Here is a 19,381-nt window from a genome sequence, read left to right on the forward strand (position 1 = left end):
ATGGAGGCGATGAAGATGGAGCACACCATCGCCGCGCCGGCCGACGGCACGGTGGAAGAGCTGCTGTTCCAGCCGGGCGACCAGGTGACCGAGGGATCGGCGCTGCTGCGGCTGGCGGCGGCTTCATGAGCGTCGCCGCGGATTGATCTGAACGATACAATCCGCGCCAGGGAGCGCCGGCGAAAATTGCAGTAAGCATGCCGGCAATGCATGATGAACTTGAGCGCAGAGAAAGGTGGCGCGGGTTTCGGCCGCGCCTCGAGTGTCCAGGAGATGGACGCAAGCAACCAGGGCATGCACGACGCGCTCGGCGTCGGTGTCCGAGAGGCCATTCTTCACCGGGAGATTGCGTATCTCCTTCGCGACCAAGCGGGACTTCGACGAAGTACCGAGCTTGCTCAGCAGGATCGCGAGGCTGCGAAGCGTCAGTTGCTTTCGGAGCGAGCCGGTTGGGACGAGGCACTCGCGCGAAGTGCTTTCGAAAGCGAGCAAATCTACGCAGCGCTATCTGCCGTGTACAGGTCGCGCTCATGGCGGCTGACGCGAGGTTTGCGCGGCATGGCAAACGTTGTCCGCAGGCTTCTGGGCAAGCCGGTCGGATCGCGTGACGTGGTTGGCCCACCCTCGTTAGCTTTCAGGAGGGAGGCCGCTTCGCCAGCCTCACATGCCGCGGGAGAGCCATCGGCATTTGGCGTGGTCGTCGACTCATCAATGACATGCGACGGTGTTGCGTCTTCTCCGAGCAAGAAGCAAAGAACCGCGCTGGTGGCTGCCGACATGCTCCCCCTGTTCGACCAGAGCGCCGGAGGGTTGCGGCTCAAGACACTCATCGATCTGATGGGCGAGTTGGGCTGGAAACTGGTGTTCGGCTCGCTGGCTCTTCGGGAGGAGTCGCCCGGAATTCTGTCGACACCCAGTGGGCTTGCGTCCTACGAGAACGCGCTGAGAAGGAGCGGCGTGACGCGTTGCGTCTTCGGGGTGGATGAGATTTCCGTTTATCTGAAGGAGACGGGGCGCGGTCTGGATATGGTCTTTCTCTCCTTCCCGCATGTAACGAATGCTTTGTTGCCCTTGGTGCGCACGCATTGCCCCGTTGCCAGCATCGTCTACGACATGGTTGACTTTCACGGCCTGCGCATGTCTAGGCAAGCCGATGTCGAGAAGAACGAGCCGCTCAGGAAGGAGGCCGAAAAGCAGCGCGCAATCGAGGTCGCCTGCGCTCGCTCGGCCGACCTGACACTGGCGATCAACGAAGAAGAGCGAGCGGCGATGCTGGCCCTGGCACCCGAAGCAGTCATCGAGGTGATGCCCAATGTGTTTCACATGCCCGAGCACGCGCCCGCAGGCGTCGAGGCGCGGAAGGACCTGCTTTTCATCGGTGGCTTCTGGCACAAGCCCAACGGCGATGCGGTCGCTTGGTTTGTCGACCGGATCTGGCCGCTAGTCCGGTCCGCAGAGCCGGACGTCATCTCGCGCATCGTCGGAAGCAACCCGAGCAACGAAGTGCTTGCGCTCGGTGCTCAGCCGGGCATCGAGGTCCTGGGATATGTTCCTGATGTCGCCCCGCTGCTGGAGAGTCACCGTGTTTCCATCGCTCCTTTGAGGTGGGGCGCCGGGACCAAGGGCAAGGTCGGACAAGCGCTTTCCCACGGCTTGCCTGTGGTGGCCACGCCCATTGGTGCGGAGGGCATGGCACTTCGCGATGGCGAGCACCTGCTGGTGGCCGAAGATGAGCGCGGCTTTGCACAACATGTGATCGAGTTGCTGCGCGACGACGAACTCTGGCGACGCCTTTCGTTGGGCGGTCGCGAGCACATGGCGACCATGTTCTCGACTCACGTCATCAAGCACAAGCTCGACGAGGTGCTCCGTGGCTGAGGTCCTTGTCGCAGGGGTCTACGTCGCCAATCGCCCCAATACCGCGGCGCATGTCATCCACGAGCTTGCATCGAGCCGAACGCACTGGGTCCAGCAGCGCTGGATCGGGCTGGCCCCCGATGGCATCGGCAGCTTCGATCTGCCCTGTACCGCCAGGGTCGTGACGCGTCCGCAGCCGAAGTTCCTCCTGCTCGACGAAGTGACGCAGGATGCCGGCCGATTCGACTGGATTCTTCTGTGCGACGACGACGTCGAATTCGCCCCGGGCTTTCTGGACGAATTCATCCACTGGGTGCAGCGCTGCGACTTCGCCCTGGCTCAGCCGGCGCGAACGTCGGACAGCTACATCGACCATCCGATCGTTCAGTGCCTCGGTGGTGTTTCAGCGCGCAGGACCCGATTTGTCGAGATCGGCCCGGTGGTGTGCATTCGACGGGATGCCGTCCCACTGCTGATGCCCTTCGGCCCGAAGGCTGGCATGGGGTGGGGCCTCGACTTCATCTGGCCAGCCCTCTTGGAGCAGGCGGGCTTGCGCGCGGGCATCATCGATGCTGCACCCATGGCCCATCGGATGCGGCCCGCCGCGCGAAGCTATGACTCGAGCGGGGCGAACGCCGTCATGGCGGATCTTCTGGCCTTGTCGCCCCACCTCAGCAGGGATGAAGCCTTCCTGGTTCTGGAGGCTTACACATGACGATCATGATCACCGCCGTGCTCACGACGCGCAATCGGGCGCATCTCCTCCCCGCCGTACTTGCGGGCCTGGAAGCACAGACCATCGCTCCACAGCGCTATGAGATCGTGGCGATCGACGACGGGTCCATCGACGACACGCCTGGGGTGCTTGCTCAATGGTCAAGCCGCCTTCCACTGCGTGTGCAGCGCCAGAAGCACGCTGGCCTTGCGAACGCGAAGAACCTCGGCGTCCTCATGGCCCGGGGCCCGGTGGTCGTCTTCCTCGACGACGATGACGTCGCCAGTCCGAGTCTGCTCGCGGCGCATCTTGCTGCGCACATCCGGCATCCGGAGCGGCCTGTTGCGGTGCTTGGCCACACCAGGCTTTCATCTGCGGTCGAATCACGACCCGTCATGCGCCATGTGACACGGGTAGGTTGCCAGCTTTTCTCCTATGGCTGGATGCAGCCGGGGCAGTGGTTGAAGCACACGGAATTCTGGGGCGGCCGAAGCTCCTGCAAGCGTTCGCTGCTGGTCAACCACGGCCTTTTCAGGCCGGAGTTCAGCTTCGGCTGCGAGGACATCGAACTGGGCTGGCGGCTGGCGCGACATGGTCTGCAGGTGGTCTACGAACCCAAGGCACAGGCGACGATGATTCGCTCTCTAAGCTTTGACGAGTTCTGTGCACGCTCGTACCGCCAGGGTCGCTCCCAGTACCTGTTTTCACAGATGCATCCGCAGCCCGATGTTCGCGATTATTGCGAGATCGATGCGGCCATGGCCAACTGGCCCCGCCAGCGGATGGACTACGCGGCCCGCTTGAGGTGGACTCGGCAGATGGATCGCATCGCCATCGTCCGAAGCGAAGCCGGCTTGCCCGACCACCCGGTGTTTCAGAAGGCGCTGGACGAAGCGTATCGAGAGGCTTTTGCGCTGTCTCGTGCCAAGGGCGTGCACGACATGTCGATCGAGTGGCGCACACGCCGGACGACACCATTCGAAGGAGGCTTCCGCTCGCTGCCCGAGTGGGGGCTGCCTGCCGAGTCACCAGCCTCGCAGGCATGAGCACTCGGTTGCCATCTTCTGCCTTGTCTGCCGGAGCCGAATCGACCTGCCCTGTCGATGCAGGTCCGCCCGACGACTGGCATAGCCATCGGGCGGAAGTCGCGCTTTTCCTGCAACAGTTCCGTGCGACGCCCATTCTCTATTTGCCCAATCCGGGGAATGGCGGAGATTCCCTTATCGCCGCAGCCACCTACGAGGCGTTCGGGCGCGCTGGCGTGCGTTTCGAGTTGGCAAGCCTCGACACGGATGTCGCCGGCAGGGTCGTCGTGCTGGCTGGCGGGGGCAACCTGGTGCCCTTCTACTCTGACACCCGCCGAGCGTTGGACGCGTTCCTCGGTCGTGCGGCCCGCATCGTTTTGCTGCCGCACACGATCCGTGGTCATGAGCCATTGCTCGAGCGCCTCGACCAGACGTGCACCTTGTTCGCAAGAGATCGTGCCAGCTTCGATCATGTAAAGGCAGTCAATCCGTCGGTCGACGTGCGCCTGGCGCACGACATGGCGTTCCACCTCGACGCCCATGCCTACCTCCGCCAGACCTCCGAAGTCGAGCGCCAAGGCTCCGTCATCCTGGAAATGAAGTTGAGCGCATGCGGCATCAGCGCGCAGGACATCGAGCGCTGGCCCAGCGTCGACCTGATGCGACAGGACATCGAATCGACCCAGGTGGACGCCGCGTCGGATGCCGACATCTCCGACTTGTTCATGCTGGGGGTCAATCCCGGCGAGGCTCACGTGGCGGCATGGTGCTTCCTTCGTGCGATCTCGTTGGCCAGGCATGTGAACACCGATCGATTGCATGTGGGCATCGGTGCCGCGCTTCTCGGCGTCCCGTGTACCTTGCGAGACAACGTCTATGGCAAGAATTCGGCTGTCTTCAATCACAGCATGTCAGGACTCCCTGGCATGCGTCTGGCGCAGAGCCATTCCCACGAGTCGGCAAGGGCGCGCGCGCAGCGACAAGAGATCGGGGCGCTGCATTCCCGGATCGACGACCTCCAGGCCGAGTGCGCCTTGTTGAACTGCGATTTTCTCAAGGCGCAGCAGATGAACGCGCACGCCGAGTCCGAACTCGAGGCCCAGACCGCGCTGTACGAGGCGCTTGAGAAGCGCTGCCGGCTGCTCGGCCAGTCGAACGCCAATCTGCACGGACTGCTGCTTGCGCAGGATGCGCTCCGACATCAGCTTTGCGAGCTGCGTGGGCGCAACGAAGCGTTGGAGACGGACCTGCGCGACGGAAGCGCTGCAGTCCACGAATTGCAGGAGCGCCACATGGCGGAAATGCAGATGCTGCGCCGGGAGTCCATGGCCGGCAAAGTCGCCGCGGCCAGGCTCAACGGCATCTTCGCCTCCCGCACCTGGCGCCTGCTGGCGCTTGTGCGGTGCGCCGGTCGCTGGCTTGCCGGCAAGCCGCAATGTGCGCGTGGATGATCGGAAGGAATGCGCACTAAGATCGGACGATGCGCATCCTCGTTTGCCTGACCGACAACCGTCCCGAACCCTGGATCACCGCGTTGCAGGAGGCCCTGCCAGGAGCCGAGATCGAGCAGTGGAGGCCTGGCGCCATGGCCGCGGACCATGCCGTTGTGTGGATGCCTCCGCAGGCGCTGCTGGATGAGCAGCCCCAACTTCAGTGCGTGTTCAACATCGGTGCGGGAGTCGACGCCCTCATGCGGCTGTCGATCTCACCGCAGACCAGGATTGTCCGGTTGGACGACGCGGGGATGTCGGTTCAAATGGCAGAGTACGTCTGCCATGCGCTGCTGCGCCACTTTCGCGAGTTCGATGTGTACGAGGAAGAGGCGTGCAATGGCCGCTGGGTCTATCGCAAGCCGCGTGAGCGCAGCCAATTTCCCGTCGGGATCATGGGCCTGGGCGTCTTGGGTCAGCGCGTGGCGCGTGCCGTCTCGCAGTTTGAGTTTCCCGTGCTGGGCTGGAGTCGATCACCCAAACGCTTAGAGGGAGTGCAATCTTTTGCGGGCGAATCGCAGTTTCACGAGTTTCTTGCGGCATCGCGCATTCTGGTCAATCTGCTGCCGCTGACCGACGAGACCCGTGGAATCCTGCGCCGTGAGACCTTGCTTCACCTGCGCCCGGGCGGCTACCTGATTCATGTGGGCCGAGGGGCCCATCTGGTGGAAGAGGACCTGGTGCCCTTGATCGACGAAGGGCATCTCGCCGGGGCGACGCTGGACGTGTTCCGTGAGGAACCTTTGCGCGCGGGTCATCCCTTTTGGTCGCATCCGAAAATAGTGGTGACACCGCATGCCTCTGCTCGGACCTTGCGTCGGGAGACTGTGGCGCAGATCGCCTCCAAGATTCATGCGCTTGGACGCGGTGAGATCCCCTCCGGCACTGTCGACAGGCTGCGTGGATATTGAGCCCGCCCGACCTGGCTCCATTTGCACCCCCGTTGGCGCAATCTGCGACCCGAAGCCGCAGCAAGGGAGGCGCCATTGTCTGAAAATGACGTGTTGGTTCCTTCGGCGCCCCATGAGGTGAGATGCAAATGAAACTTCCAGAGAGAGTCAGGATCATCGACGTCGGCCCGCGTGACGGACTGCAGAACGAGAAGCAGCCCGTTCCTACCGACGTAAAGCTGGGCCTCATCCACCGCCTGCAGGGCGCGGGCCTGAAGGAGATCGAGGTCACCAGCTTCGTCAGTCCCAAGTGGGTACCGCAGATGGCGGACAACGCACAGGTGATGCATGGCATCGAGCGCCAGGCTGGGGTGCGCTACTCGGTGCTCACGCCCAACATGAAGGGCTTCGAGGCCGCGGTGGCCGCGCCGCGCGAGGAGTGGCCCGACGAGATCGTGGTCTTCGGTGCGGCCAGCGAGGCCTTCAGCCAGCGGAACATCAACTGCTCCATCGCCGAGAGCATCGAGCGCTTCGCGCCGGTGGTGCAGGCTGCGCGCGAGAAGGGCATCCAGGTGCGCGGCGCGATGTCATGCACCGTCGGCTGTCCCTACGAGGGCGAGATCGCGCCGGAGCGCGTGGGCATGCTGGCGAAGCTGATGAAGGGCATCGGCGTGCAGCGCGTGGACGTCGCCGACACCATCGGTGTGGGCACGCCGCGCAAGGTGCAGGCCGCACTGGAAGCCACGCTGGCGCACTTCGACGTGGACCACATCTCCGGCCATTTCCACGACACCTACGGCCAGGCGCTCGCCAACACGCTGGCCTCGCTCGAACTGGGCGTGTGGAACTTCCAGTCCTCGAGCGCCGGCCTGGGCGGCTGCCCCTACGCCAAGGGCGCCACCGGCAACGTGGCGACCGAGGACGTGGTGTACCTGCTGCAAGGCATGGGCATCGACACCGGCATCGACCTGGACAAGCTGATCGACGCCGGCGCCTACATCAGCGAGGCGCTCGGCCGCAAGCCGGCGTCGCGCGCGGCCACGGCCATCCTGAACAAGCGCATCGCCTGAGGGCGCGCTATCCGGCGCCTCTCAGTTCGATTCCTCGACCACTCGGCCGTTGAGCGGCTGGACCGGCCGGGCGTTGGCCTTGAAGAGCGTGTGGAAGGCGCGGATCTGCCCGGCGCCCAGGGCGAGCGGCTGCTTGAGCACGATCCACTGGACGCCTTCCGAGCAGGGCGGCGTGGTCAGCGAGCCCTGGAAGCGGTAGTAGCCGGTCGCGGCCGGCAGGAGCCTGGCCAGGTCCAGGTGCAGTCCATCGACCGTGATCTTCTCGCCCGGCCGGGGCAGGTGGTCGAAGACTGGCGCATACGCCTTGCTGGCCTTGCCGGCCTGCAGCAGGACGCTGACCACCGCCAGCTTGCCCTCGACATCCTTGTGGACGAAGTGGACCTCCATGGGCGCACGCTTGCCGTGGATCTCTTCCTCGCTGGGCGTGTGGAAGTGGAACTGCAAGAGCTCGAAGCTGCGGTCGCCGATCGTCAACCGCTGGCCCGGCGGCAGGTTGACCTGCACCGTGTGCCCATTATTCAGGATGACCGGATCGGCCTGCGTGTAGTCGAAGCGCAGCGCCGGCAGGTCGGCCTTCACGGTGGCGCGGATGTCGACCGGACTTTGCGCGTGCCCCTTGGCGCAGGACTCGAACTCGGGTGAGAGTGCAGCCCAGTGGCTGGGGTCCGCGTGCTTGCCGGTGTAGGCCCAGTGGGATGCTTGGGCGGCGGCGTGGGCGAAGCTGCCAGCGCAGAGTGAAGCGGCCAGCACGAGGCCGGGGCGGAGGATGTTGGATTTCATTGTGGATTCCCTGACGGTAGATCGCGCAGCCGCCTTGGCGTGACAGGGCCGGGTGACTGCGCGGCAAGTCCGGTGGCTTGCGGGTGCTCAACGCACGAGGCTTGCGGCGCGACGACACGCTTGATAACGTCGGCGAAAGAGCATTGCCACCCCCAGCGCTTCCCTCGCGCGAATCGCCGGGCATTCATTCAATCTCCGGAGCAGCCGCATGAGCACACAGCGCATCCAGCTTGCAATCAGCCAGGCCGCGAAGCACCTTGCCGATCACCCGCAGGATGCCCGGGCGCAGGACGCACCGGCCGTGGCCGTCCTCGACTCAGGCTTGCGCTGCCAAGCGCAGGGGCCCGGCGGCGCATCGATGGTGAGCGACATGCCGGCCTCCGTCGGCGGCGGTGGCGATGCGCCCACACCGGGCTGGCTCCTGCGCGCGGCGCTGGCCAACTGCGATGCAACGATGGTCGCGATGCGTGCCGCGCAACTGGGCATCGCGCTCAGCCACCTGGAGGTCAGGGTGGCCAGCGAGTCGGACAACCGCGGCCTGCTGGGTGTGGACGATTCGGTGCCGGCCGGGCCGCTGAGCGTGCAGGTCAGCTTCCGCCTGGCGGCCGATGGCGTGCCGGAGGAGCAGCTTCGCGAGCTGGTCCATTGGGCCGAGCAGCATTCGCCCGTCGGTGATGCGCTGCGGCGCTCGATCCCGGTGCAGTCGGAGATTCTCATCGGCGGCTAGGACCGGCGCGGGCGCGCCCTAAACTCCTTGCCTTCTGACCAGCAGCCAGGAAGGACCCTCCCCATGTGCGGCGCCGAACTCACCGCCCTCCCCGAAACCGTGCAGCGCGTCGCCCGCCTGCTGCAGTCCGCCGGCCATCCGCATGCGCCGCAGATGCTCGACGACGCCGCGCGCACCGCGCAGCAGGCGGCCGATGCGCTGGGCATTGCCGTGGGCCAGATTGCCAAGAGCATCATCTTCAAGCGCAAGAGCGACAACGTGGCGGTGCTGGTGGTCACCTCCGGCGACCGACGCGTGGACGAGAAGAAAGTCGATGCCCTGATCGGCAAGACCGGCCGCGCCGATGCCGACTTCGTGAAAAGCGCCACCGGCTTCTCCATCGGCGGCGTGTCGCCCTTCGCGCATGCGAGCAAGCCCGTCACCCTCATCGACCGCGAGCTGTTCCGCTTCGAAGAGATCTGGGCCGCCGCGGGCCATCCGCATGCGGTGGTGAAGCTCACGCCGGCCGAGCTGGAAAAGCTCACCGGCGCGCCGGTGGCCGACGTGGTCCAGGCGCCGCAGGCCGCCGCATGACGGCCATGTCGGCGATGACGGCCGAAGACCTGGCCCTGCGCGCAGCCGCCGTCCAGGCGGCCGGCACGACGGCGCCGGTGCCTTCGCCCTGCGTCTCGGTGTGCCGGATGGATGGTGCCGGCGCCCTGTGCGAAGGCTGCCTGCGCACGCTGGACGAAATCGCCGCCTGGAGCACGCTGGATGACGCTGCCAGGCTCGACGTGTGGATGCGCATCGGGCAGCGGGCGTGCAAGATGGGCGCCTGACCACCGAGGGGACCGCCGTGAAGACCATCACCTTCCACTTCGACTTCATCTCGCCCTTCGCCTACCTGGCCTTCGAGAAGCTGCCCGAGACGCTGGCCGGCCTGAGCTATCACATCCGCTACCGCCCGGTGCTGCTCGGCCCGCTACTGAGCCACCACGGACTGCTCGGTCCGGCCGAGGTGCCGCCCAAGCGCGAGTGGACCTACCGCCACGTGCTGTGGCTCAGCCATGCGCACGAGATCCCCATCGACATGCCGGCCACGCATCCCTTCAACCCGCTGCCCTACCTGCGGCTGGCGCTCTCCACCACCACCGGCGGCGACACCAGCCGCTTCGTTACCGAGACGATCTTCCGCGACATCTGGCAGGGCGGCGGCGAGCCGGGCGATGCGGCGCGCTTCGCCGCGCTCAAGGCCAGGCTGCATTCCGTGCGCGAAGCTGACGGCGACGCGGTGAAGGCCCAGTTGCGCGCCAACACCGACGAGGCCGTGGCCGCCGGCATCTTCGGCGTGCCCATGCTGGAGGTCGACGGCCAGCATTTCTGGGGCTTCGACAGCCTGCCGGTGCTGCGCGACTACCTCGACGGCGACCCCTGGTTTTCCGAGCCGGGCTGGCAGGCGGCGGCTTCGCGGCCCGGCCTGGCCCGCGGAAAACCCTGACCCTCCAAAACCCGCGATTTCTGCATCCTGAAACGGATGTCGGGGGTTTGACCCTAATTTGTCAGCAAACGTTAAGTTTGGCGAAAGCCTAGGGTCAGAAGCCGGTCGAAGAATGCGTCACGACCTCGATCCACCGGGGTCGCACCATTCTTATTCGAGGAGACCGAAGACATGACAGCCGCACTTGATTCCCGGGGGGCCGCAGCCCCCCGGCCCATGACAGCCGAGGAGAAGAAGGTCATCTTCGCCTCCTCGCTCGGTACCGTGTTCGAGTGGTATGACTTCTACCTCTACGGCTCGCTGGCGGCGATCATCGCCAAGCAGTTCTTCAGCGGACTGGATGCGGGCGCCGCCTTCATCTTCGCGCTGCTGGCCTTTGCCGCGGGCTTCCTGGTGCGACCCTTCGGCGCCATCGTGTTCGGCCGCCTGGGCGACATGATCGGCCGCAAATACACCTTCCTGGTCACCATCCTGATCATGGGCCTGTCGACCTTCATCGTCGGCCTGCTGCCCACCTACGCCACCATCGGCGTGGCCGCCCCGGTGATCCTGATCGCACTGCGCATGCTGCAAGGCCTGGCGCTGGGCGGCGAGTACGGCGGTGCCGCCACCTACGTGGCAGAGCATGCCCCGCACGGCAAGCGCGGCGCCTACACCTCGTGGATCCAGACCACCGCCACGCTGGGCCTGTTCCTCAGCCTGCTGGTGATCCTGGGCGTGCGCACCGTGGTCGGTGAAGACGCCTTCGCCGCGTGGGCCTGGCGCATTCCCTTCCTGGTGTCCATCGCCCTGCTGGCCATCTCGGTGTGGATCCGCCTGAGCCTCAACGAGTCGCCCGCCTTCCAGAAGATGAAGGCCGAGGGCAAGACCTCCAAGGCGCCGCTGGCCGAGTCCTTCGGCGAGTGGAAGAACCTGAAGATCGTGATCCTGGCGCTGGTGGGCCTGACCGCCGGCCAGGCCGTGGTCTGGTACACGGGCCAGTTCTACGCGCTGTTCTTCCTGACGGCCCAACTGAAGGTGGACCCGATCACCGCCAACCTGCTGATCGCCGCCGCGCTGCTGATCGGCACGCCCTTCTTCGTGATCTTCGGCACGCTGTCGGACAAGATCGGCCGCAAGCCCATCATCATGGCCGGCTGCCTGCTCGCCGCGCTGACCTACTTCCCGGTCTTCAAGATGCTGACCGAAGCGGCCAACCCCGACCTGGCCCACGCCCAGGCCAACGCCGCCGTGACCGTCACCGCCGACCCCGCCACCTGCTCCTTCCAGGGCAACCCGGTGGCACGCGAGATCGACTTCCGCACGTCCTGCGACATCGCCAAGCGCTTCCTGGTGCAGAACTCGGTGAGCTACGACAACATCGCTGGCGCGCCAGGCTCGCAGGCCATCGTGAAGATCGGCGAGCGCGCCATTACGGCGCCCAACGGCACCGTGGTCCGCGCCAAGTTCGACGAGCAGTCGACCAAGGACATCGCCGCGTTCAAGAAGGCCGTGGCTGACGACCTGAAGGCCGCTGGCTACCCGACCAAGGCCGACCCGGCCAAGATGAACAAGATCATGGTGCTGGTCATCTTGACCTACCTCGTGATCCTGGTCACCATGGTGTACGGGCCGATCGCCGCGATGCTGGTGGAACTGTTCCCGACCCGCATCCGCTACACCTCGATGAGCCTGCCCTACCACATCGGCAACGGCTGGTTCGGCGGCCTGCTGCCCACCACCGCCTTCGCCATCGTGGCGTCGACCGGCAACATGTACAACGGTCTCTGGTACCCGATCATCATCGCGACCATCACCCTGGTGGTGGGCACGCTGTTCATCCGCGAGACCAAGGACGTGAACATCTACGCCAACGACTGACGCGCTCGCCGACTGAAAGCCCTGGCGGCGCGACCCGCCGCCAGGCGCTCAACAAAAGGGCTTCATGCGCCGCTGCCGCGCGGTGCTGAAGCCTTTTTCTTGGGCGCTCGATGCCCGCTTACCCATCCATTCAGGAGGAACCACGCCATGTGGAAGATCGCCGTCGGCTTCGTCATCTTTGCCGCCATTTCCCTGTTCGTGATCATGAAGTTCGGCGACAAGGTCGACATGTCGGGCGAGAAGCACGGTGGGGACAGCACGCACGCGCCGGCACCGGCCGAGCCGGCACCCGCGAAGTAGGGCGCCGGGTGGCGCCCCCGGCCGCGTTCAGCGCTTGAAGCGGCCGTCCGAGATGATGGACAGGTCGGCGAAGTCGATGCCGCTGTGGTCGGTGGCCGAGTAGCTCACCTCCAGGCCGCCGCCCACGTCGTACTGGCGGATGGTCTCCAGTGCCGTCACCACGCGTGCGCGCGTGGGCTTGGGGCCGGCGCGGCGCAGGCCCTCCACCAGCACCTTGGCCGAGGCGAAGCCTTCCAGCGAGGCCGGCGAGAGTTCGTTCATGCCCTTGGCGCGGGCCATGGTCAGGGCCTCCTTCACCATCGCGTTGCCCATGGCGCGTTCGTTGGGGAACACCTGGGTCACGATCACGCCCTTGCTGGAATCGCCCAGCTGCTTGATGAAGCCGCTGGAGGCATTGTTGGACAGCGTGACCACCTGCGCCGCCGAGCCGGCCGCGCGCAGTGCCTTCACGCCGTCGACCACCGCAGTGCCCGAGCCGATCCACAGTACCGCCTGGGCATTGGCCGCAACCAGCTTGGGCACGATCGCGTTGTAGTCGGGCTTGTCGCGGTCGGCCGGCACCAGCACCGCCGGCTCGATCTTCGCCTTCGCAAAGCCCTTCTTGGCGCCTTCCAGCGCATCGGCGCCGAAGGAGTCGGTGACGTGCACCACCGCGATGCGGGTGATGCCCACCGTGCTCAGGTGCGCCACGGCCTTCTCGGCCTCGCGCTGGTAGGTGGGCCGCACGTTGAACACGTTCTTCTGCAGCGGCTGGTGCAGCGCCATCGCGCCGGTCGAGGGCGCGACCAGCGCCAGGCCGTGCTGGTCCAGCAGCGGGATGATGGCCTGCGTGTGCGGCGTGCCGCGGGTCATGAACATGGCGAGCACCTGCTTCTGCTCGATCAGCACCTTGGCGTTCTCGCCGGCGCGCTTCACGTCGAAGGCGTCGTCCATGCGCAGCACCTCGATCTTCTCGCCATGGATGCCGCCCTGCGCGTTGACGGCATCGATCACCAGCTGCGCGCCGGCGATGGTCTCGTTCACGCTGGCGGCCACCGAGCCGCTCAGGCCGGCGGTCTGGCCGATCACCAGCTGGGCCTGCGCCAGGCCGCATGCCGCCAGGCATGCCAGGGTGAGGGCGGCGGTGCGAATGCCGGCGAATCGCTGCTTGTCGTGCATGCCTTGTCTCTTCCTTCTTCTCTACGGATCTTGAAATGGAGGAGGCGCTATTGGCGCGCAGGCCGGCCGCGCGGCTGCCACGGGAAAACCCCCTTGAGGGCTTATTCGAGACACTTGTTCCGGCCCTTTGGCACGAAATGTTGCGTTTTCCGGGACGACTAGCGCGATCCGCGCCGCCCGGCAGGCCGTCCGCGCCAATTCCCTGCGCTGCGGCCAAGCATCCGCGGGTGGCAGGAGGCTGTCAGCGTGCGCTCCCTAGAATGTCCGCCCCACCTCCAAGGCACGCATGACACAGGGCTCCATCCGGATTCGCGGCGCACGCCAGCACAACCTTCGCAACCTCGATCTCGACATCCGCACCGGCGAACTGACGGTGGTCACGGGCCCCAGCGGCTCGGGCAAGTCCAGCCTGGTCTTCGACACCCTGTTCGCAGAAGGGCAGCGGCGCTATGTCGAGACCTTCTCGGCCTACGCCCGCCAGTTCCTGGACCGCATGGACAAGCCCGCGGTGGACCGGGTGGAAGGCGTGCCCCCGGCCATCGCCATCGACCAGACCAACCCGGTGCGCTCCTCGCGCTCCACGGTGGGCACGATGACGGAGCTGAACGACCACCTGAAGCTCCTGTTCGCCCGCGCCGGCCAGTTGTTCGACCGCGAGACCGCGCTGCCGGTGCGGCACGACTCCCCCGACTCCATCTACGCCGAGCTGTCGGCCCGCGCCGCCGCCAGCGGCGATCCGCGCGTGGTGCTGACTTTCCCGGTGGAACTGCCCGCGGGCACCAGCGCCGACGAGGTGGCGCAGTGGCTGTCGGCCAGCGGCTTCACGCGCGTGCAGGCCGAGCGCGAGGTCGCCACGCCCACCGGGCCGCGCAAGCTGCTGGACGTGGTGGCGGACCGCTTCCGCCTGTCGGGCGCCGAGCGCGCACGGGTGGTCGAGGCCATCGAGGTGGCGCTCAAGCGGGGTTCGGGCAAGCTCACGGTGTATGCGCTGCCGGCGGACGAGAACGAGCATCCGGAGATCTGGAAGTTCTCCACTGGCTTGCACTGCCCGGAAAGCGACATCCGCTACGCCGACCCGCTGCCCTCGATGTTTTCCTTCAACTCGGCGGTGGGCGCCTGCGACACCTGCCGCGGTTTCGGCCGCGTCATCGGGGTGGACATGGGGCTGGTCTTTCCCAACGACAAGCTCACGCTGCGCGCCGGCGCCATCAAGCCCATGCAGACGCCTGCCTGGAAGGAGTGCCAGGACGACCTCATGCGCCACGCCGAGGCGGCCGGCATTCCGCGCGACACGCCCTGGGTCAAGCTCACGCCCGAGCAGCAGCACTGGGTGATCGAGGGCTCGCCCAACTGGAACGGCAAGTGGAACCAGCACTGGTATGGCGTGCGCCGCTTCTTCGCCTACCTGGAGAGCAAGGCCTACAAGATGCACATCCGCGTGCTCTTGTCCAAGTACCGCAGCTACACGCCGTGCCCGACCTGCGGCGGCGCGCGCCTCAAGCTGGAGAGCCTGCTTTGGCGCATCGGCGGCAAGGACGACGCGGATGCGGTGCTGCCGCCCGGGAAGCGCTTCCTGCCCGTGGGCGCGAAGTGGACGCGCGCGCACCTCGAGGCGCTGCCGGGCCTGTGCCTGCATGACCTGATGCTGCTGCCCATCGAGCGGCTGCGGAAGTTCTTCGACCGCGCGCAGCTCCCGGCTGCTGGCGAGGCCGGCGGCGGCGAGGCGCAGGCGCTCAAGCTGCTCTTCGAGGAAATCACCACCCGCCTGCGCTACCTGCACGACGTGGGCATCGGCTACCTCACGCTGGACCGGCAGAGCCGCACGCTCAGCGGCGGCGAGGTGCAGCGCATCAACCTCACGACCGCGCTGGGCACCTCGCTGGTCAACACGCTCTTCGTGCTGGACGAGCCCAGCATCGGCCTGCACCCGCGCGACATGAGCCGCATCACCGAGGCCATGCTGCGCCTGCGCGACGCGGGCAACACGCTGGTGGTGGTGGAGCACGACCCTGCCGTCATGCTGGCTGCCGACCGCATCATCGACATGGGCCCCGGCCCCGGCGCGCGCGGCGGGCAGATCGTCTATGACGGCGACACGCACCACCTGCGCAGCGCCGACACGCTCACCGGCGCCTACCTGGGTGGGCGCAAGACCATCGGAATGGGCTTCAAGCGACCGGTGGGCGATGCCACGCCGCGCCTCATCCTCGAAGGCGCGCGCGAGCACAACCTGAAGAACGTCACGGTGGAGCTGCCGTTGCAGCGCCTCGTGTGCGTCACCGGCGTCAGCGGCTCGGGCAAGTCCACGCTGATCCAGGACGTGCTGGCGCCGGCGCTGATGCGCCACTTCGGCAAGGCCACCGAGACGCCCGGCGCGCACGACCGCCTGCTGGGCGCGGACCATCTCAGCGACGTGGTGTTCGTGGACCAGTCGCCCATCGGCAAGACGGCACGCTCGAACCCCGCGAGCTACGTGGGCGCGTGGGACGCCATCCGGGAGATCTTCTCCGTCGCGCCGCTGTCGAAACAGCGCGGCTACACCGCGGCCAAGTTCAGCTTCAACAGCGGCGACGGGCGCTGCCCGACCTGCGGTGGGTCGGGCTTCGAGCACGTGGAGATGCAGTTCCTCTCGGACGTGTACCTGCGCTGCCCCGACTGCGACGGCAAGCGCTACCGCCCCGAGATCCTGGAAGTGAAGGTGGAGCGCGCCGGCCGCCACCTGAACGTGGCCGACGTGCTGGAGCTGACCGTGGCCGAGGCGCTGGCCGCCTTCGTCAACGACCGCGAGGTGCAGCGCGTGCTGCAGCCCATCGTGGACGTGGGGCTGGACTACGTGAAGCTGGGCCAGCCCGTGCCCACGCTCAGCGGCGGCGAGGCGCAGCGCCTCAAGCTCGCCGGCTTCCTGGCCGAGGCGGCCAAGAGCAGCTCGGCCAGCAGGCAGCCGCTGGCGCGCAAGGGGACGCTCTTCCTCTTCGACGAGCCCACCACCGGCCTGCACTTCGACGACATCGCGCGGCTGATGCGCGCGCTGCGCAAGCTGCTGGACGCGGGCCATTCGCTGGTCGTGATCGAGCACAACCTGGACGTGATCCGCGCCAGCGACTGGCTGATCGACCTGGGCCCCGAGGGCGGCGACGGCGGCGGCCAGGTCGTGGCCGAGGGCGCGCCGGAGCAGGTACGCGAGAACCGCGCTTCGCTCACCGGCGCGGCGCTGGCCGACTACGAATCGACCATCGGTCCTGGCGCCTTCAAGGCGGCAGAGAAGGTGCTGCGCAGCTACGCCGGCCATGCGGTGGCCGCACCGGGCCGCGATGCCATCGAGATCGTGCATGCGCGCGAGCACAACCTGAAGAACCTGTCGGTGAACATCCCTCGCGGCAAGTTCAGCGTAGTGACCGGCGTGAGCGGCTCGGGCAAGTCCACGCTGGCCTTCGACATCCTCTTCAACGAGGGGCAGCGGCGCTACCTGGAATCGCTCAACGCCTATGCGCGCTCCATCGTGCAGCCGGCCGGCCGGCCCGAGGTGGATGCGGTGTACGGCATTCCGCCTACCGTGGCCATCGAGCAGCGGCTGTCGCGCGGCGGCCGCAAGAGCACCGTGGGCACCACCACCGAGGTGTGGCACTTCCTGCGCCTGCTCTTCGTGAAGCTGGGCGTGCAGCACTGCATCTTCGACAACACGCCGGTGCAGCCGCAGACGCCCGACAGCATCGCCGCGCAGATTTTGAAGAACTTCAAGGGCCAGCACATCGGCCTGCTGGCGCCGCTGGTGACCAACCGCAAGGGCGTCTACACCGAGCTGGCCGACTGGGCGCGGCCGCGCGGCTACACCCACCTGCGGGTGGACGGTGCCTTCCTGCCCACCACCGGCTTCCCGCGCATCGACCGCTTCAAGGAGCACAGCATCGAGCTGCCGGTGGCCAGCCTGGACGTGCTGCCTGCCAACGAGGCGCAGCTGCGCAACGCGCTGGCCACTGCGCTGGAGCATGGCAAGGGCGTGGTGCATGTGCTGAGCGATCTCACCGGCCTGCGTGGCGCGATGATGGCCGGCGCGTCCACCGACGGCATCGGCAAGGCGCACGTGTATTCGACCTTGCGTGCCTGCCCGGTGTGCGCGACCAGCTATGCAGAACTGGACCCGCGCCTGTTCTCCTACAACAGCAAGCACGGCTGGTGCCCCGACTGCGTGGGCACGGGCGTGAAGCTCAGCAAGGAGCAGCGCAAGGTCTTCGACGACTCGGTGCTGGCCGACGACCAGCGCGGCCGCGAGCAGACCTTCGCCGAGCCGGACGTGGAGGACGTGGGCGAGACCGCCTGCCCCACCTGCGAAGGCACGCGTCTGAACGCTACGGCGCGCGCGGTGCGCTTCGGCGCCGCGGGGCCGGTCGACGAAGGCATCGCCATCAACGAGCTGGCGCGTATGAGCGTGAGCGACATCCGCGCCTGGTTCGAGACGCTGGAACTGCGCGGCCGCGAGGCCGACATCGCGCGCGACCTGGTGCCCGAGATCCGCAGCCGCCTCGAGTTCCTGGAAGAGGTGGGCCTGGGCTACCTCACGCTGGACCGTGGCGCGCCCACGCTGTCGGGGGGCGAAGCGCAGCGCATCCGCCTGGCGGCCCAGTTGGGCAGCAACCTGCAGGGCGTGTGCTACGTGCTGGACGAGCCCACCATCGGCCTGCATGCGCGCGACAACCAGATCCTGCTGGACGCCCTGCACAAGCTGGGCGACAAGGGCAACACGCTGGTGGTGGTGGAGCATGACGAGGACACCATCCGCCGCGCCGACCACGTGATCGACATCGGCCCCGGCGCCGGCAAGCGCGGCGGCCGCGTGGTGGCCGAAGGCACGCTGAAGGACATCCAGGCCTCTGAGGAGTCGCTGACGGGCCGCTACCTGCGCGACGCCATCCGCCATCCGCTGCACGAGCGCCGCACGGTGCTGCCCGAAGGCGCGGCAGGCGAGGGCGCCACGCAGTGGCTCACGGTGCGTGGCGCCGACCTGCACAACCTGAAGAAGGTCACGGCCACCGTGCCGCTGCAGCGCCTGGTGGTTATCACTGGCGTGAGCGGCTCGGGCAAGTCCACGCTGGCGCGCGACGTGCTGTTGGCCAACGTACAGGCCATCGCGCAGCAGCGCAGCACCAAGGCCGGCCGCGATGCGGACGCCGCGGGCAAGCGTCCGGCCTGGGCCGGCTGCGCGAAGCTGGAAGGCTACGAAACCATCGACCGCGTGCTGGAAGTGGACCAGACGCCCATCGGCAAGACACCGCGCAGCTGCCCGGCCACCTACATCGGCTTCTGGGACACCATCCGCAAGCTTTTCGCCGACACGCTGGAAGCCAAGGCACGCGGCTATGCACCGGGCCGCTTCAGCTTCAACACCGGCGAGGGCCGCTGCCCGGTGTGCGAGGGCGCGGGCGTGCGCACCATCGAGATGAGCTTCCTTCCCGACGTGAAGGTGCCCTGCGAGGCCTGCCACGGCGCGCGCTTCAGCCCCGAGACGCTGGCGGTGAGCTGGCGCGGCAAGAGCATCGGCGATGTGCTGCAGATGGAAGTGGACGAGGCCGTCGGCTTCTTCGCCAGCATGCCCAACATCGCGCATCCGCTGAAGCTGCTGCAGGACGTGGGGCTGGGTTACCTCACGCTGGGTCAGCCCTCGCCCACGCTCTCGGGCGGCGAGGCGCAGCGCATCAAGCTGGTGACCGAGCTGAGCAAGGTGCGCGACGACGTCACGCGCCGCGGCAACAAGGCGCCGCACACGCTCTACGTGCTGGACGAACCCACGGTGGGCCTGCACATGGCCGACGTCGAGAAGCTCATCCACGTGCTGCACCGCCTGGTCAACGGCGGCCACAGCGTGGTGGTGATCGAGCACGACCTGGACCTTATCGCCGAGGCCGACTGGGTGATCGACCTCGGCCCCGAGGGGGGCAACGGTGGCGGTGAAGTGGTCGCGGCCGCGCCTCCGCAGGAGCTGGTGAAGATCGGCACGCACACCGGCAATGCGCTCAAGCCGGTGCTGAAGCGCTAAG

At 66.9% G+C, this 19,381-nt stretch carries 16 protein-coding genes; 14 read left to right on the forward strand and 2 right to left on the reverse strand.

Annotated elements, in window-relative coordinates:
* The 7 genes from BM345_RS15035 to BM345_RS15065 form a co-directional block, all read left to right on the forward strand.
* The coding region (locus BM345_RS15035; protein WP_139237529.1) for an acyl-CoA carboxylase biotin carboxyl carrier protein subunit at positions 1 to 129 on the forward strand (129 nt) is incomplete at its 5' end.
* Between the two features lie 81 nt (positions 130 to 210).
* Positions 211 to 1,878 (forward strand): glycosyltransferase, encoded by a 1,668-nt coding sequence (locus BM345_RS15040; protein WP_093380760.1) that lies wholly within the window; start codon positions 211 to 213, stop codon positions 1,876 to 1,878.
* Positions 1,871 to 2,572: a hypothetical protein gene (locus tag BM345_RS15045; protein ID WP_093380761.1), complete on the forward strand. Its 702-nt coding sequence runs from the start codon at positions 1,871 to 1,873 to the stop codon at positions 2,570 to 2,572. The genes BM345_RS15040 and BM345_RS15045 overlap by 8 nt, the downstream gene beginning before the upstream one ends.
* Complete coding sequence (locus BM345_RS15050) at positions 2,569 to 3,618, forward strand: glycosyltransferase family 2 protein (protein ID WP_093380763.1); 1,050 nt, start codon at positions 2,569 to 2,571, stop codon at positions 3,616 to 3,618. The genes BM345_RS15045 and BM345_RS15050 overlap by 4 nt, the downstream gene beginning before the upstream one ends.
* Complete coding sequence (locus BM345_RS15055; protein WP_139237530.1) at positions 3,615 to 5,048, forward strand: polysaccharide pyruvyl transferase family protein; 1,434 nt, start codon at positions 3,615 to 3,617, stop codon at positions 5,046 to 5,048. The genes BM345_RS15050 and BM345_RS15055 overlap by 4 nt, the downstream gene beginning before the upstream one ends.
* A 29-nt stretch (positions 5,049 to 5,077) precedes the next feature.
* The gene (locus BM345_RS15060; protein WP_093380766.1) at positions 5,078 to 5,998 is read left to right on the forward strand and encodes a 2-hydroxyacid dehydrogenase; all 921 of its coding nucleotides are present in this window, start codon (positions 5,078 to 5,080) and stop codon (positions 5,996 to 5,998) included.
* 128 nt (positions 5,999 to 6,126) lie between these two features.
* Positions 6,127 to 7,047 carry a hydroxymethylglutaryl-CoA lyase gene (locus BM345_RS15065; RefSeq protein WP_093380767.1) on the forward strand — a complete coding sequence of 307 codons (921 nt, stop codon included), beginning with the start codon at positions 6,127 to 6,129 and terminating at the stop codon, positions 7,045 to 7,047.
* A gap of 21 nt (positions 7,048 to 7,068) precedes the next feature.
* On the opposite strand, the gene BM345_RS15070 is transcribed toward BM345_RS15065, so the two are convergent.
* A complete protein-coding gene (locus BM345_RS15070) occupies positions 7,069 to 7,827 on the reverse strand; it encodes a carbonic anhydrase (protein ID WP_093380769.1) in 759 nt (252 codons plus the stop codon).
* A 208-nt stretch (positions 7,828 to 8,035) separates the two neighbouring features.
* Here BM345_RS15070 and BM345_RS15075 point away from each other — a divergent pair, with 208 nt between their 5' ends.
* The 6 genes from BM345_RS15075 (at position 8,036) to BM345_RS30140 (ending at position 12,191) form a co-directional block, all read left to right on the forward strand.
* Positions 8,036 to 8,554, forward strand: coding sequence for an OsmC family protein (locus BM345_RS15075; protein WP_093380770.1), 519 nt, complete (start codon positions 8,036 to 8,038; stop codon positions 8,552 to 8,554).
* A gap of 63 nt (positions 8,555 to 8,617) precedes the next feature.
* Positions 8,618 to 9,127, forward strand: coding sequence for a YbaK/EbsC family protein (locus BM345_RS15080; RefSeq protein WP_093380772.1), 510 nt, complete (start codon positions 8,618 to 8,620; stop codon positions 9,125 to 9,127).
* 14 nt (positions 9,128 to 9,141) lie between these two features.
* Positions 9,142 to 9,372, forward strand: coding sequence for a DUF1289 domain-containing protein (locus BM345_RS15085; protein ID WP_254789766.1), 231 nt, complete (start codon positions 9,142 to 9,144; stop codon positions 9,370 to 9,372).
* A 17-nt stretch (positions 9,373 to 9,389) separates the two neighbouring features.
* On the forward strand, positions 9,390 to 10,031 hold the full coding sequence (locus BM345_RS15090; protein WP_093381140.1) for a 2-hydroxychromene-2-carboxylate isomerase: 642 nt from the start codon (positions 9,390 to 9,392) through the stop codon (positions 10,029 to 10,031).
* 171 nt (positions 10,032 to 10,202) lie between these two features.
* Positions 10,203 to 11,891 carry an MFS transporter gene (locus BM345_RS15095; RefSeq protein ID WP_093380773.1) on the forward strand — a complete coding sequence of 563 codons (1,689 nt, stop codon included), beginning with the start codon at positions 10,203 to 10,205 and terminating at the stop codon, positions 11,889 to 11,891.
* A gap of 147 nt (positions 11,892 to 12,038) precedes the next feature.
* Entirely contained in the window at positions 12,039 to 12,191 is a 153-nt protein-coding gene (locus tag BM345_RS30140) for a hypothetical protein (protein WP_175545021.1), read from the forward strand.
* A 27-nt stretch (positions 12,192 to 12,218) separates the two neighbouring features.
* Here BM345_RS30140 and BM345_RS15100 read toward each other — a convergent pair whose 3' ends face one another.
* Entirely contained in the window at positions 12,219 to 13,349 is a 1,131-nt protein-coding gene (locus tag BM345_RS15100) for an ABC transporter substrate-binding protein (RefSeq protein WP_093380775.1), read from the reverse strand.
* Positions 13,350 to 13,635: 286 nt separating this feature from the next.
* Between BM345_RS15100 and uvrA the strand changes: the two genes are divergently transcribed.
* Positions 13,636 to 19,380 (forward strand): excinuclease ABC subunit UvrA, encoded by a 5,745-nt coding sequence (gene uvrA, locus BM345_RS15105; RefSeq protein WP_093380776.1) that lies wholly within the window; start codon positions 13,636 to 13,638, stop codon positions 19,378 to 19,380.
* Position 19,381 lies beyond the last annotated feature (1 nt).

The sequence above is a fragment of the Variovorax sp. OV329 genome (assembly GCF_900114785.1).
Taxonomy (GTDB): Bacteria; Pseudomonadota; Gammaproteobacteria; order Burkholderiales; family Burkholderiaceae_C; genus Variovorax.

Excerpts from the sequence above, each read along its gene's own strand:
- BM345_RS15040 (WP_093380760.1), top strand. The coding sequence starts at position 211 with ATGATGAACTTGAGCGCAGAGAAAGGTGGCGCGGGTTTCGGCCGCGCC.
- BM345_RS15050 (WP_093380763.1), top strand. The coding sequence starts at position 2,569 with ATGACGATCATGATCACCGCCGTGCTCACGACGCGCAATCGGGCGCAT.
- BM345_RS15055 (WP_139237530.1), top strand. The coding sequence starts at position 3,615 with ATGAGCACTCGGTTGCCATCTTCTGCCTTGTCTGCCGGAGCCGAATCG.
- BM345_RS15060 (WP_093380766.1), top strand. The coding sequence starts at position 5,078 with ATGCGCATCCTCGTTTGCCTGACCGACAACCGTCCCGAACCCTGGATC.
- BM345_RS15065 (WP_093380767.1), top strand. The coding sequence starts at position 6,127 with ATGAAACTTCCAGAGAGAGTCAGGATCATCGACGTCGGCCCGCGTGAC.
- BM345_RS15070 (WP_093380769.1), bottom strand. The coding sequence starts at position 7,827 with ATGAAATCCAACATCCTCCGCCCCGGCCTCGTGCTGGCCGCTTCACTC.
- BM345_RS15075 (WP_093380770.1), top strand. The coding sequence starts at position 8,036 with ATGAGCACACAGCGCATCCAGCTTGCAATCAGCCAGGCCGCGAAGCAC.
- BM345_RS15080 (WP_093380772.1), top strand. The coding sequence starts at position 8,618 with ATGTGCGGCGCCGAACTCACCGCCCTCCCCGAAACCGTGCAGCGCGTC.
- BM345_RS15085 (WP_254789766.1), top strand. The coding sequence starts at position 9,142 with ATGACGGCCGAAGACCTGGCCCTGCGCGCAGCCGCCGTCCAGGCGGCC.
- BM345_RS15095 (WP_093380773.1), top strand. The coding sequence starts at position 10,203 with ATGACAGCCGCACTTGATTCCCGGGGGGCCGCAGCCCCCCGGCCCATG.
- BM345_RS30140 (WP_175545021.1), top strand. The coding sequence starts at position 12,039 with ATGTGGAAGATCGCCGTCGGCTTCGTCATCTTTGCCGCCATTTCCCTG.
- BM345_RS15100 (WP_093380775.1), bottom strand. The coding sequence starts at position 13,349 with ATGCACGACAAGCAGCGATTCGCCGGCATTCGCACCGCCGCCCTCACC.
- uvrA (WP_093380776.1), top strand. The coding sequence starts at position 13,636 with ATGACACAGGGCTCCATCCGGATTCGCGGCGCACGCCAGCACAACCTT.